Annotated in this window: 13 protein-coding genes; 8 read left to right on the top strand and 5 right to left on the bottom strand. The window is 58.9% G+C overall.

Annotated features, from left to right (window positions below; all coding sequences use genetic code 11):
* The first annotated feature begins 171 nt into the window (after positions 1-171).
* From gmd to PMM47T1_RS15945, 8 genes are all read left to right on the top strand, one after another.
* The gene (gene gmd / locus PMM47T1_RS15980; protein WP_008370672.1) at positions 172-1203 is read left to right on the top strand and encodes a GDP-mannose 4,6-dehydratase; all 1032 of its coding nucleotides are present in this window, start codon (positions 172-174) and stop codon (positions 1201-1203) included.
* Positions 1203-2096 (top strand): GDP-mannose 4,6-dehydratase, encoded by an 894-nt coding sequence (locus PMM47T1_RS15975; RefSeq protein ID WP_008370670.1) that lies wholly within the window; start codon positions 1203-1205, stop codon positions 2094-2096. The genes gmd and PMM47T1_RS15975 overlap by 1 nt, the downstream gene beginning before the upstream one ends.
* The gene (locus PMM47T1_RS15970) at positions 2097-3242 is read left to right on the top strand and encodes a glycosyltransferase family 4 protein (protein WP_008370669.1); all 1146 of its coding nucleotides are present in this window, start codon (positions 2097-2099) and stop codon (positions 3240-3242) included.
* Entirely contained in the window at positions 3239-4357 is a 1119-nt protein-coding gene (locus PMM47T1_RS15965) for a glycosyltransferase family 4 protein (protein WP_008370667.1), read from the top strand. The genes PMM47T1_RS15970 and PMM47T1_RS15965 overlap by 4 nt, the downstream gene beginning before the upstream one ends.
* 35 nt (positions 4358-4392) lie before the next feature.
* The gene (locus PMM47T1_RS15960) at positions 4393-5364 is read left to right on the top strand and encodes a UDP-glucose 4-epimerase family protein (RefSeq protein WP_008370666.1); all 972 of its coding nucleotides are present in this window, start codon (positions 4393-4395) and stop codon (positions 5362-5364) included.
* Positions 5361-6389, top strand: a complete 1029-nt coding sequence (locus PMM47T1_RS15955; RefSeq protein ID WP_008370665.1) for an MraY family glycosyltransferase — start codon at positions 5361-5363, stop codon at positions 6387-6389. Before PMM47T1_RS15960 ends, PMM47T1_RS15955 begins: the two co-directional genes overlap by 4 nt.
* A 71-nt stretch (positions 6390-6460) precedes the next feature.
* Positions 6461-8452, top strand: a complete 1992-nt coding sequence (locus PMM47T1_RS15950) for a polysaccharide biosynthesis protein (protein WP_008370664.1) — start codon at positions 6461-6463, stop codon at positions 8450-8452.
* Between the two features lie 142 nt (positions 8453-8594).
* On the top strand, positions 8595-8906 hold the full coding sequence (locus PMM47T1_RS15945) for a ComEA family DNA-binding protein (protein ID WP_008370663.1): 312 nt from the start codon (positions 8595-8597) through the stop codon (positions 8904-8906).
* 94 nt (positions 8907-9000) lie between these two features.
* On the opposite strand, the gene PMM47T1_RS15940 is transcribed toward PMM47T1_RS15945, so the two are convergent.
* The 5 genes from PMM47T1_RS15940 to PMM47T1_RS15920 all read right to left on the bottom strand — a co-directional run bounded on the left by PMM47T1_RS15940 (position 9001) and on the right by PMM47T1_RS15920 (position 13652).
* Positions 9001-9324 carry a YceK/YidQ family lipoprotein gene (locus PMM47T1_RS15940; RefSeq protein ID WP_008370662.1) on the bottom strand — a complete coding sequence of 108 codons (324 nt, stop codon included), beginning with the start codon at positions 9322-9324 and terminating at the stop codon, positions 9001-9003.
* Between the two features lie 98 nt (positions 9325-9422).
* On the bottom strand, positions 9423-10733 hold the full coding sequence (locus PMM47T1_RS15935; RefSeq protein ID WP_008370661.1) for a nucleotide sugar dehydrogenase: 1311 nt from the start codon (positions 10731-10733) through the stop codon (positions 9423-9425).
* A 27-nt stretch (positions 10734-10760) separates the two neighbouring features.
* Positions 10761-11744 (bottom strand): glycosyltransferase, encoded by a 984-nt coding sequence (locus PMM47T1_RS15930; RefSeq protein WP_008370660.1) that lies wholly within the window; start codon positions 11742-11744, stop codon positions 10761-10763.
* A gap of 1 nt (position 11745) precedes the next feature.
* Positions 11746-12882 carry a hypothetical protein gene (locus PMM47T1_RS15925; protein ID WP_008370659.1) on the bottom strand — a complete coding sequence of 379 codons (1137 nt, stop codon included), beginning with the start codon at positions 12880-12882 and terminating at the stop codon, positions 11746-11748.
* Positions 12879-13652 carry a hypothetical protein gene (locus PMM47T1_RS15920; protein ID WP_157213024.1) on the bottom strand — a complete coding sequence of 258 codons (774 nt, stop codon included), beginning with the start codon at positions 13650-13652 and terminating at the stop codon, positions 12879-12881. Before PMM47T1_RS15920 ends, PMM47T1_RS15925 begins: the two co-directional genes overlap by 4 nt.
* Positions 13653-13729: the final 77 nt, after the last annotated feature.

Here is a 13729-nt window from a genome sequence, read left to right as displayed (position 1 = left end):
TGACGAAAAAAAAACCGGTGTTCGCGTCTTGCAGCGCCATAGCCAGTCGAGCTAGCCCATGGTTGGATGTATACTGCCGCGCAGTCATGCGTGGGTGCCGGATTAGTACGGAGCTTTGCGTAGCGCTCATTTTTAAAGCCCTTGTGGAACAAATGGAGTAGGTCAATTCACATGAAAGCAATCGTTACTGGTATCACGGGTCAGGACGGGGCATATCTGGCGGAGCTGTTGCTTGAGAAGGGCTACACCGTCTACGGCACCTACCGCCGTACCAGCTCAGTCAATTTCTGGCGCATCGAAGAGCTGGGCATCCAGAACAACCCCAACCTGCACCTGGTCGAGTACGACCTGACCGACCTGTCGGCCAGCATTCGCCTGCTGCAGACGACCGAGGCCACCGAGGTCTACAACCTTGCTGCGCAAAGCTTCGTGGGCGTCTCCTTCGAGCAGCCGCTGACCACCGCCGAAATTACCGGCCTGGGCGCCGTGAACCTGCTGGAAGCCATCCGCATCGTCAACCCGAAAGCCCGCTTCTATCAAGCGTCGACGTCGGAAATGTTCGGTAAGGTGCAGGCCATCCCGCAAGTCGAAAGCACGCCTTTCTACCCGCGCAGCCCGTACGGCGTTGCCAAGCTCTACGCCCACTGGATGACCATCAACTACCGCGAGTCCTACGGCATCTTCGCCACCAGCGGCATCCTGTTCAACCACGAATCGCCCCTGCGTGGCCGCGAGTTCGTGACCCGCAAGATCACCGACTCGGTCGCCAAGATCAAGCTGGGCCTGCTGGACAAGATGGAACTGGGCAACATGGACGCCAAGCGCGATTGGGGTTTTGCCAAGGAATACGTGGAAGGCATGTGGCGCATGCTGCAGGCCAAGGAGCCGGACACCTTCGTCCTGGCCACCAACCGTACCGAAACCGTGCGTGACTTCGTCACCATGGCCTTCAAGGCGGCCAACATCGAGATCAACTGGCACGGCGAAGCCGAAGGCGAGCACGCGATCGACACCGCAACCGGTAAGGTAGTGGTTGCGGTGAATCCGAAGTTCTATCGCCCTACCGAAGTGGACCTGCTGATCGGTAACCCCGCGAAAGCCAAGGAAATTTTGGGCTGGGAGCCTAAAACTAATCTGGAAGAACTGTGTCGGATGATGGTATTGGCCGACCTGCGCCGTAACGAAAAAGGATTTTCCTTCTGATGACCACTGCCGGCAAACGTGTACTGATAACAGGGATTCATGGCTTCACCGGTCGCTACATGGCGGCCGAGCTTCAAGCCAATGGCTATGAAGTAATGGGGATGGGTACCAACCCGTCGCCTGAAGCCAATTACCATCAGGTGGACCTGGCCGATGCGCCGGGCCTCAACAAGCTGCTGGCAGAACTTCAACCGGACGTCGTGGTGCACCTCGCTGCCCTGGCCTTTGTTGCCCATGGTGCGGCGGAGGCCTTCTATAAGGTCAACCTCATCGGTACCCGCAACTTGCTGGAGGCTATCGCGGCCTGCGGCAAAACGCTGGATTGCGTGTTGATCGCCAGCAGCGCCAACGTATACGGCAACGTATCCGAGGGCCTGTTGAGTGAAGACACCTCACCAGCCCCGGCCAATGATTACGCAGTCAGCAAGCTGGCCATGGAGTACATGGCCAAGCTCTGGCAAGGTCGGTTGCCCATCGTGATCACCCGGCCGTTCAACTACACCGGGGTAGGGCAGGCGGATAACTTCCTGTTGCCCAAAATCGTTTCCCACTTCCGCCGCAAGGCTGAAAAGATCGAGTTGGGCAACCTGGATGTGTGGCGTGATTTCAGTGACGTTCGCGCGCTGGTCAAGGCCTACCGTGGCCTGATCGAAGCACGCCCCTTGGGCGAGACGGTCAATGTCAGCTCGGGGAAAGCCTATTCGCTGCGCGAAGTCATCGAGATGTGCAGCACCATTACCGGGCACCACCTGCAGGTTGAGGTGAACCCGGCATTCGTGCGCGCCAACGAAGTGAAGACCTTGTGTGGTGACAACAGCAAGCTGCGAGGCCTGGTGCCGGGGTGGCAAACCCCTCCCCTGGAAGATACCCTGGGCTGGATGCTGACTGAATAAATGAAGGTCATCCTTTCTGTCGAGCCGGTTCGCTTTCCGCTGACCGGCATCGGCCGTTATACCTATGAACTCGCGCTGAGGTTGCAGCAAAGTCCGGACATTACGGACCTGCAGTACTTTGCCGGTCGCCGATTTCTTCCGGCCCTGCCCACGGCAGCCGACTCTTCCGGCACTGGGTATGGCTTCAAGCGGGCTGTACAGAAAAACTTCCTCGCCATCGAAGCTTACCGTTTGCTGATGCCTTTCTTGCGCAAGCAGGCGCTCAAGGCGCATGGCGATTTTCTGTACCACAGCCCCAATTACTACCTGCCGCCTTTCAAGGGGCGTAGCGTGGCCACGTTTCACGACTTGTCTCCTTTTACCTGGGCGCACTGCCATGCACCGCAGATGGCGCGTTACCTGCAAAAAGAGCTGAGTGTCACGGTGGCGCGCGCAGATGCGCTTATCACCGACTCGCACTACACGCGTCACGAACTGGCGACGTTCTTCAATTGGCCCCTGGAGCGTATTCATGCGGTGCCTTTGGCCAGTTCGCCCGAGTTTTATCCTCGTAGCCCTGAAGTGTTGACGGGCGCGCTTGCTCGTCATGGCCTTGAGCCTGGCGGCTATAGCCTGTTTGTCGGCACCATTGAGCCGCGCAAGAACATCGAAACGTTGCTGGATGCTTACAGCCGCTTGCCCATGGCCCTGCGAACTCGTTGGCCACTGATTCTCACTGGCTACCATGGCTGGGCAAACGAAGCGATTCATCAACGCCTGGACAGTGCTCGTCAGGAAGGCTGGGCACGCTACCTGGGTTTTGTGCCCGGTGACGACTTGCCCCTGCTGTTTGCAGGGGCGAGGCTGTTTGCCTTTCCATCTTTGTACGAGGGGTTTGGCTTGCCGGTGCTTGAGGCCATGAGCTCTGGAGTGCCGGTGGTGTGCTCCAACAGTTCATCGCTACCGGAAGTAGCAGGTGATGCGGCACTGATGTGCGAGCCCATGGACGTCGAGCAACTGACGGCTCATCTGCAGCGTGGCCTTGAGGATCAGGCGTGGCGCGAGCAGGCGCGGGCGATGGGGATCGCCCGTGCTGCCGGATTTTCCTGGGAGCGCTGCGCCGAACAGACGCTTGAGGTCTACAAGAAGGTGAGTCAGGGGCGATGAGCAAGGTTCTGCACTTCTTCAAAACCTATTACCCGGACAGTATGGGGGGGATCGAGCAGGTCATTTTCCAGATCGCTGAAGGCTGCACGCCCCGGGGATTTGATGCCCAGGTGCTGTTTCTGAGTGAGCGAGGCGCGGCGCGCAATGAAATGCTGGCCCATCACGTTACCCATCGATCCAGGCTGGACCTGCATGTGGCATCCACCGGGTTCTCCTTGTCCGCTTTCAAGGATTTCGCCGAGCTGGCTGCTGAAGCGGATCTGATTCATTACCATTTCCCCTGGCCCTTTATGGACCTGGTGCATTTCGCCAGCCGGGTGCGCAAGCCCACGGTGGTCAGCTATCACTCCGACATCGTCAAGCAGAAGTACCTGCTCAAATTGTATGAGCCGCTGATGAACCGGTTCCTGGGGAGTGTTGACGCCGTAGTGGCTTCTTCGCCCAACTACGCCCAGAGCAGCCCGGTGCTCCGGCGGCTGGGCGACAAGGTGCGGATCATTCCCTATGGCCTGGACGAGGCCACGTATCCGATACCGGATGCCTCCAGGCTGGCGCATTGGCGACAGCAGGTTGGGGACCGATTTTTCCTGTTCGTAGGTGCACTGCGTTACTACAAGGGCATCAACTACCTGCTGGAGGCCGCCAAGCTCAGTGGCTGCCCCGTGGTCATTGTGGGGGGCGGTCATCTGGAAATGGAGCTCAAGGCGCAGGCGGTTAAATTGGGCTTGAACCAGGTCCATTTTGTCGGTGGCCTTCCCGATGAAGACAAAGCGGCGCTTTTACAGCTCTGTACTGGCTTTGTGTTTCCTTCTCACCTTCGTTCCGAATCATTTGGCATATCGCTTTTGGAAGCAGCCATGTATGGCAAGTCGATGATCTCCTGCGATATTGGCACCGGTACTTCATTCATCAACCTCGATGGCGTTACTGGAAGGCTGGTTTCACCGCGTGATGCCCACGCGCTGGCCAAGGCTATGGTTGAAATACAGAGCAACCCGGAACTGGCTGCCGAGTGGGGGCGCAATGCGCGTGCCCGTTATCAGCAGGTATTCTCGGTCAATGGCATGGCGACCGCGTACGCTGGCCTTTATGATGAGTTGCTGGGCAAGGCATAGCCTGCTGGCGGTCGACTTTCCTCGGGTGCGTGTCCATGTCGGGTAGATCCATTCTGGTTACTGGTGGTACCGGGTTCGTCGGCGGCGCTGTGTTGCGCCATTTTTCAACCGGCCCTGGTGATCGCGTCGTCGCAGCAGTGCGCAAGTCTGCCCTGGACTTGCCAAGACACGTTATTGCCCATGACGTTGGCGATATCGATGGGGCCACGGATTGGTCGGCAGCGCTGCAGGCAATAGACGTTGTTGTGCACGCGGCTGCTCGTGTTCATGTCATGAATGAAACCGCCGGTGACCCTTTGGACGCTTTCCGTCAGGTCAACGTCCACGGCACCATGGCGCTGGCAACCCAGGCGGCGGCGTTGGGCGTACGGCGCTTCATTTTCCTGAGCTCCATCAAGGTCAACGGCGAGTTGAGCCCGCAAGGTCGGGCTTTCACGGCTAACGATGTGCCTGCACCGGTCGATCCCTACGGCCAGTCCAAGCTTGAGGCCGAGCAAGCGCTGTTTGACCTTGCGGCCAGGACAGGCATGGAAGTGGTTGTTATCCGCCCCGTGCTGGTCTACGGGCCTGGCGTAAAAGCCAACTTTCGCAACATGATGCGTTGGGTTGATCGTGGTGTGCCGTTGCCGCTCGGCGCGGTGAATAACCAGAGAAGCCTGGTGTTTCTGGATAACCTCATCGATCTGATTGACGTGTGCTGTCGTCACCCTTCGGCCGCAGGGCAGGTTTTCCTGGCCAGCGATGGTCAGGATGTGTCCACTACTCAGCTGCTGGCCCTTCTAGGGCAGACGCTTCGTGGGCATGCGCGATTGTTGCCGGTTCCGGCGTCTTGGTTAACGCTGGCGGGGCGTTTGAGTGGGAAAGCCGCGGTTGTCCAACGGCTTTTGGGCAGCCTCAACGTAGATATAAGCAAGAATCGTGAATTATTGGGCTGGGAGCCTCCCGTGACCGTAGAGACGGCATTGGCGAGAACAGCGTTGGCCTACAAGGAGTCTGTGCACGAATGAATCAAGGTTTTCTCGTGCTGCTTGGGTGGGCCGTTTCCTACGGCCTGACGGGATTGTTGCGTCGGTATGCGCTCAAGCAAAGCCTGATGGACGTGCCTAATGCACGCAGTTCACATACGGTACCTACGCCAAGGGGCGGCGGCGTGGCAATTGTGGCCAGCTTTCTGCTGGTCGCGCTGATCATGGCATTGAGCGGCTCGCTTTCCGGACGTCAGGTGCTGGCATTGATCGCGCCCGGGATTCTGGTGGCTGTGCTTGGGTTCATGGATGACCATGGCCATATCGCCGCACGCTGGCGGCTGCTGGGCCATTTTGGTGCGGCGTTGCTTGCGCTTTTGTGCATCGGTGGCATGCCAGCAATACCTTTGCCATGGACAGAAGTCGAGCCGAGCTGGTGGCTGCTCGCGCTGGGCTCATTTTATATGGTCTGGATGCTCAATCTTTACAACTTTATGGATGGCATCGACGGCATCGCCAGTGTTCAGGCCATCACGACCTGCTTGGGGATCTGTCTGATCTACGCGTTGGGTGGGCACCTTGACCTGGTTTGGGCCCCGCTGTTGCTGGCTGCGGCCGTGGCAGGTTTCTTGCTCTGGAATTTCCCGCCGGCGAAGATTTTCATGGGCGATGCGGGCAGCGGCTTTCTGGGCCTTGTGCTCGCCGTAATGTCCTTGCAAGGCAGCTGGTCCGATGGACGGTACTTCTGGGTGTGGCTCATTCTGATGGGCGTATTCATCGTCGATGCAACACTCACACTTTTCCGACGTCTATTGCGCGGAGACAAGGTGTACGAAGCTCACCGCAGCCATGCTTACCAATATGCTTCGCGGTATTGGCGGGGCCACCGGCCGGTAACGCTCTGCGTTGCTGCGCTAAATGTATTCTGGCTGTTGCCGATCGGTTTCGCAGTCATCTTCGCCCACTTGCCGGGGCTGGTTGGTGTGATGCTGGCCTATGTGCCGCTAGTTATGTTGGCTGGGAAATATCATGCTGGTGCTCGTGAAAGTGCAAGCGCGGTGATTTGATCGTTAACGCCGACAATATCGCTACAATGGAGTCGAGTTGCTGAATGCCAGACCATGAAGGTTGAGAAGTTATGGATCGATTGAGAGCATTTTTACTGAGGCTTCCACGGCGGCAGAAGCGGATTATTCAGGTGGCAACGGACGTTGTGCTTGTCTGGGGGGCTTTGTGGCTTTCGTTCATGGTGCGCCTTGGCATCGAGGACATGTACAACCCGTTTATTGTGCATAGCTGGCTGTTTGTCTGCGCACCTGTGGTTGCCATACCTCTCTTCATTCGTTTCGGTATGTACCGAGCGGTGATGCGCTATTTCGGCAACGACGCCCTGGTGGCCATCGTCAAGGCCGTTAGCCTCTCGTCATTGATCCTGGCCGTGGTTGTGTATTGGTACAGCAACCATCAGGCGGTGGTGCCCCGGTCGATCATCTTCAACTACTGGTGGTTAAGCCTGGTCATCATTGGCGGGCTGCGACTGGCGATGCGCCAGTACTTCATGGGCGACTGGTTTACTTCCAACTACGTGCCATTTCGCAGTCGTGACGAAGGGCTGACCAAGGTTGCGGTGTATGGGGCCGGTGTTGCAGGCAATCAACTGGTCGCGGCCTTGCGTATGGGGCGCACCATGCGCCCGGTCGCGTTCATTGATGACGACAACAGCATTGCGGATCGAATCATTTCAGGCCTACAGGTATTTAACTCCAAGCATATCCAGCAAATGATCGACGAGACCGGCGCACAAGAACTGCTGCTGGCCTTACCCTCGACTACCCGTGCGCGGCGGCGTGAGATTCTGGGCTTCCTTGAAGGGTTCCCGTTGCACGTGCGTAGCGTTCCGAACTTTACTGACTTGGCCGCCGGCCGCGTGAAGGTCGACGATATCCAGGAGGTCGATATCGCCGACCTGCTGGGACGAGATTCCGTGCCTGCCCAGGATGACTTGCTGCAACACTGCATCACCGGCAAGGCGGTCATGGTCACAGGGGCTGGGGGCTCGATCGGTTCGGAGTTGTGCCGGCAGATCATTTCATTACGGCCAACGCTGCTGGTGCTGTTCGAGCACAGTGAATTCAATCTGTACAACATCATGGGCGAGTTGGAACAGCGCCTTGAGCGCGAGGCACTGACCGTACAGCTTCTGCCTATCCTGGGTTCCGTGCGCCATCCGGACAAGTTACTGGACGTGATGAAGACCTGGAGCATCAACACGGTCTATCACGCTGCAGCGTATAAGCATGTGCCCATGGTTGAGCACAATATCGCCGAAGGTATTTACAACAATGTCATCGGTAGCCTCAATACGGCCCAAGCCGCTCTGCAGGCGGGTGTGGCCAACTTCGTACTGATTTCCACCGACAAGGCTGTGCGCCCCACCAACGTCATGGGCAGCACCAAGCGGCTAGCCGAGATGACCCTGCAGGCATTGAGTCGCGAGCTGGCGCCCGTGTTGTATGGCGACCCGGCCAACGTTGCTCGCGTCAACAAGACCCGGTTCAGCATGGTGCGGTTTGGAAATGTGCTGGGATCTTCGGGTTCGGTAATTCCACTGTTCCATAAGCAGATAAAGACGGGTGGCCCGCTGACGGTGACGCACCCCAAGATCACCCGCTATTTCATGACCATTCCGGAAGCGGCTCAGTTGGTGATTCAGGCGGGGTCGATGGGCCTGGGTGGTGATGTATTCGTGCTCGACATGGGTGAGCCCGTTCGCATTGCCGAACTGGCGGAAAAAATGGTTCATCTGTCGGGCCTGAGCATCCGTTCAGAGAAAAACCCGCAGGGTGATATCGGTATTGAGTTCACCGGGTTGCGTCCCGGTGAGAAGCTCTATGAGGAGCTACTGATCGGCGACAATGTGGCAATGACCCGCCACCCGATGATCATGTGCGCGCACGAAGAGCACATTCATTGGGATTTGCTGAAGGAAAAACTTTCGGAACTGGTCATGGCCATTGAAGGCAATGACTACCATCGCGTTCGTACGCTGTTACGCGATACCGTCAGTGGGTACGCGCCCGAGGGCGAGATAGTTGACTGGGTGTATTTGCAGCAGCGGCAGGAGCTTTGAGGCTGCCCTGTAAATGGGGTGTTGCCTGAAGGGAAATATCTCCTGACGAACCGCCGTTGGACAAGCACTGAGCCTGGACTAAGTTGAGAGGGCGGCTCTGGAATGCCGCCTTCGAACCCTCAGCAGTCAAGGAGCTTCATCCATGCGCACGTTCTCCCTACCGGCCCTGTTGGCTACTCTCCTGTTTACCCTGTCCCTGGCTGCCAATGCCGCCCCAATCCCCAACAGCCCGCCAATGGCGGCTGTGGCTCAGTCTGCCCAGGTCAATCTAAACAAGGCCGACGCCGAGACGCTACAGCGCGACCTGGCTGGCATCGGCACGGCCAAGGCCCAGGCTATCGTCGCCCACCGCGAATCCAACGGTGCTTTCACGTCAGTGGACGAGTTGCTGGAAGTCAAAGGCATCGGGAAGTCCCTGCTCGACAAGAACCGCGACCGCTTGACGTTGGAGTAAGGCGCGCACTAATGAAAAAGGCCGGAATTTCCGGCCTTTTTTCGCAACCTAACTAACCTCGAGGGTCAGCGCAGCCTTTGGCAGCAGCTACACCTTAGCGATTCACCTCGATGCTACCATCCTGGTTCTGGCGAATGAGTGTGTACGGAAGCAACGCGGTGTCCACTACGGCCGACAATGTCAGGTCAAGCAAATGGAATATCGGCGGGGTGCTGGTGTAGTTGTTTTCATCCTCCGGCGCGCCATGCAGCACGCAGAAGTCGAATATTGTCCCGCTGTAGACCCTCGGTACGGCACCGCAGTAGGACCTGGCTTCAACTAGATACTCGCTGGTCACCCGATCGTCGCGTACTACGGTAATGATGCTTCCGCAGCCGCTTAGCAACAGGGCTGCACAAGCTGCCATAAATAACTTCATCTCGAACTCCTTGTCCCAGGCACCGAAGCGGCACCAAAGCCGCGACCCTAAGTCTCAAGGACCATCCACGCTACCCGACACGCCCCCTAAAAACTGTATCAAGCCTTAACCAGATTAATCATCTCCTCCCGATACCGCCCACGGCTATCCACCAGCAACCGGGCATTCTCCCCAATCACCCCATAATCAAACCGGTCATGGTCCGTCGCCAGCACCACCGCGTCATACCCGGCCACCACCTCGGCCGTCAGTGTCACGCTGTCCATCGCAAAGTCATACACCCCATGCCCATGAAACGCAGGAATATGGGGGTCGCTGTAGGACGCAATGGCCCCACGCTCGCGAATCAATTTGATGATTTCCAGCGCTGGCGACTCACGCATGTCGTCGATGTTCTTTTTATAAGCGATGCCCAGCACCAGCACCTTGCTGTTTTTCAGCGCCTTGCCGTCGTCGTTCAGGCCGTCCACCAGTTTGCTCACCACGTACTCGGGCATGCCCTGGTTGATTTCACCAGACAGTTCGATAAAGCGGGTGTGCAGGCCGTAGGCTCGGGCTTTCCAGGTCAGGTAGAAGGGGTCGATGGGGATGCAGTGGCCGCCCAGGCCGGGGCCGGGGTAGTAGGGGGTGAAGCCGAAGGGTTTGGTGGAGGCGGCGTCGACCACTTCGAAAATGTCGATGCCCATTTTGTCGGCGACGATTTTCATTTCGTTGACCAAGCCGATGTTGACGGCGCGGTGGATGTTTTCCAGCAGTTTGGTCAGTTCGGCGGCCTTGGTGGAGCTGACGGGCACGATGCGGTCGATGGCTTGTTCATACAGGGCCACGCCCACTTCCAGGCAGGCCTTGGTGGCGCCGCCGACTACTTTGGGGATGGTTTGGGTGTCGAAGTGTTTGTTGCCCGGGTCTTCGCGCTCGGGGGAGTAGATGACGAACACGTCCTGGCCGATGGTGAGGCCCTGGTGGATGATGCGCGGGATGATTTCTTCGTCGGTGGTGCCGGGGTAGGTGGTACTTTCCAGCGACACGACTTGGCCTGGGCGCAGGAAGGGCGCGATGGCGTCGGCGGTGCTGGTGACGTAGCTGATGTCGGGCTCACGGTATTCGTTGAGCGGGGTGGGCACGCACAGGATCAGGGCGTCGCATTCGGCCACGTCCTTGAAGTGGCAGGTGGCACGAAAGCCGGCTTCGCGGGCCTGGGCGATGCGCTCGCCGGGGATGTGTTCGATGTAGCTCATGCCGTCGTTGAGCTGGTCGACCTTGTGGGTGTCGATGTCGATGCCCAGCACGCGGAAGCCGGCGGCGATGTAGCGCAGCATCAGCGGCAGGCCGACGTAGCCAAGGCCAACGATGCCGATCACGGCTTCGCGGCTTTTGAGGCGGGCGATGAGTTGGGTTTTGCTGTGCATGTTGAAACTGTCCTGTGTCGGTGTGGGTCAGGCGGAGGCGTTAGCCGTTTTGCCTGGCAACCACTGGGCAATGCGCTGGTACCAGTGCTGCTTGGGTGGGGGGCATGGCAGCGGTGGAAGCTGTAATGCATGGGCGAAGGCTTCGGTACGCTGGGACAGGCGGTGGCGTTCACGCGCCAGGGCCAGGCCGTTGGCGGCGATGCGCTGGGCGGTCTCGGGGCTGGCCTGCAGTTGGCGGTATTTGTCCAGGGCTTCTTCGAGGGTGTCGTAGTGCACCACGTTGTGCATGTCGACGAAGCCGAGCGGGCCGTCTTCCGAGGGTTGGCGCTTGGCCATTAGCAAGCAGCCACAGCCCATGGCTTCGAAGTTCTTGGCCATGTATTCGTTGAAGCCGATGTCGGCGCTGAGAAACACGCCGATACGGTTAAGCAGGTGCAGGTATTCGTCGGGCGTCTGGGTGCGCAGGGTTTGCAGGCCACACAGGGTTTCCATGCGTTCGAGCAGGTGGCGGCGCTCGTTGTAGACCTGGCTTTTGGTACGGCCTATAAAGCCCAGGCTGATGTCGCGCGGCACGTCGAGGGCGTCGAGTACGCTGTCGTCGTAGGCCTTGGGAATACAGCAGGCATCGATGCCGCGGGCGATGAAGTAGTCGCGCATGAAATAGCTGGTGACGATGATGCGGGCATTGGTCAATTCACCGAAGCCGGTGGCGAATTGCTGGCTGAATTTGCTTTCGGCCACCCGTTCCTGGCAGGCGTCTTCTTCATAGAACACCAGGCCCTGGATGGTGCGCAGGGCTTTGCTGGCGTTGCCGATGCGGCGTAAAGGCACGTCGAACAGCACGCGGTCCCAGGCGCTGAAGTCGGTGTGCTTGAGGTAGGGGCGGATATCGTGGACCTGGGCCTTGGTCAACTTGTGTACGTCGACCTGAGCGAAGTGCCCCGCGAGCCTGGCAAACAGGCTATCGAAGGAGCGCGCGCGCTGTTGGCGGGTGACGATGAGCAGTTTCATTTCACTGTCCTGCGGTAAGGAACGGGGTGCGGTAGTCATCGCGGCTGATCAGGTGCTGGTAGTACAGGGCTTCGGCGAGGTCGTCGGTGCCGTGCAGCCAGTTTTGTTTGCCGTGCTGGCGGGACAAGCTCTTGCGCAGTTCCGCCTTGATGGATGCCGCTGCACCGGCGGGCAACTGGCAGGTAATCAGGGTGTCGGGCGCGCTGAGGGCATAGTGCTTGGTCGCCAACCAGTTCCCGCCTCGGGCCCACCACAGCAATCGACGAACTTGATCCGGGTTCAGTGGCTGGCGCTGCAGCACGGTGCCGTGCCGCGCCAGGGTGTCGACGATGTGCTGTTCGTGCTGGTGTTCGCGGGTTTCCTGGCGCGTGACCAGTATCACCAGATTGTGGGGGGCTTGCGGTGTGCGGGTATGCAGGCGCGCCGTCTCCAGGGCGTGTACATGATCCAGCCAGGCGTCTTGGTCGGGCCAGCGCCGGATAAGATCGAACGGTATTGCCCAGGCCTGTTCAAGCAGCCACTGATGACATTCCAGCAGGCTATCGAGTGGGGGCAGGGCAACACCCTCCCGCCGGGCTTCTTCCAGCAGGCGCTGGCGGTAGTCTTTTTTAGCGGTTTGGCGGCTGGCATCACTGTCACCCGGCAGCATGCGCAGGCCGCTGGCTTGGCGCTTGTGATAGGTCAGGTGGTAGACCAATGCCGGCAGGTAGTCTGCCGGTGCTATGCGGTACCAGCCGCGAGGGTCGAGTTGGCGACGGTCCAGCAGGTGCCGGGCGCGAACGGGTGGGTAGTAGGGTAACTGGCGATAGGAAAGGCCAGTACGGCCGGAGTCGCTATAGAGGTCGAACTTGACCTTCTGAGCCTTGCGCCCCAAGTTGAAAAACGGCATTGCTGCGGCAATGCGCGGCAGCGAACCATGTTCCACCAACAAGTCGATGTCATCGACCACTTGGCGGCTCAGTACCTGGGGAACGTCGTCGTACCAGCGCAACACCACATACGCCACGTCTTCCCGCGCCAGGCCCTGGAGAAAGGCGGCGGGGTTGCGCAGCCGCAGGCTGAAGCCCTTGTCGGCCTTGAGCTTCTTGCGCCAGCGGGCTAGGCGCAGGCGAGTCAGTAATGCTTTGATCGGGTTCATGAGAACAACTCGTAACGTTTGGCGCGGGACAGTTCCATCTGCTTGCCCAATGAGTAGTGGGCCTGGCAGGTGTTGGTAGCCACGTTGAACAAGGCCGCTCGGCGCCCCAGGTGCCGGGTTGCCCACTGGTCGAAGGTGTTTTCAGCCAAGCAGTGCTGTGCCCATTTCTGCCACAGGTAACCCAGGTAATAGGCGTAAAGCTCGCCTTTGCGCGATTGGTCCCAGGCCATATATTCAAAGTCGATGATGCGGACGTTATCGTCGTCATCGAGCATGACGTTGCGGGTGTTGAGGTCCAGGTGAAAGACTCCGGCCAGAGCCATCTGGACGATCACCGGCTCCACGGCGTCAAGCGCGACGATGGGCTGCTGCGACAGGCGCTCGTGCAGGGTGCGAAAGCCTCTCAGGTACGGGTACGCCACCACTTGCTGGCGGCACAGCAGTGCATTGCGTTTTTCCAAAAAGGCGCGTACCGCCAGGCCCGGCAGGCCCAGGGCGCAGAAACGTTCGGCGTTGATGCGTTCGGACCAGCCATGGCGATGGCCGTGCACCGGGCACGGCTGTTTCCAGCGGGCGCGCCAGCGTTGTTTGACACGGCGGATCTCGAATACCTTGAACACCAGGGCAGCACCGTTGGCGCTCGCCCATACCTGCGTCTCATCGCCACGTGGGTTGAGGGCCTGGAAGGTGGCGGGATGCTCAATAAATCGAGTCAGGTCCAATTGCTCACTGGCAGATAAGCCAGCGGCGGTAAAGAGAGGGGTTAGCATTGAATCCATTCGTTTGCGTGGGGAGAGGTGCCAGCATTTCGTCCCCTGATTAATGTTTCATAATTGTGACTAGTTGG

It is taken from the genome of Pseudomonas sp. M47T1, from assembly GCF_000263855.1.
Classification (GTDB): domain Bacteria; phylum Pseudomonadota; class Gammaproteobacteria; order Pseudomonadales; family Pseudomonadaceae; genus Aquipseudomonas.
The sequence above is the reverse complement of the archived record's forward strand: the minus strand, read 5'-3'. Positions and strand labels throughout refer to the sequence as shown.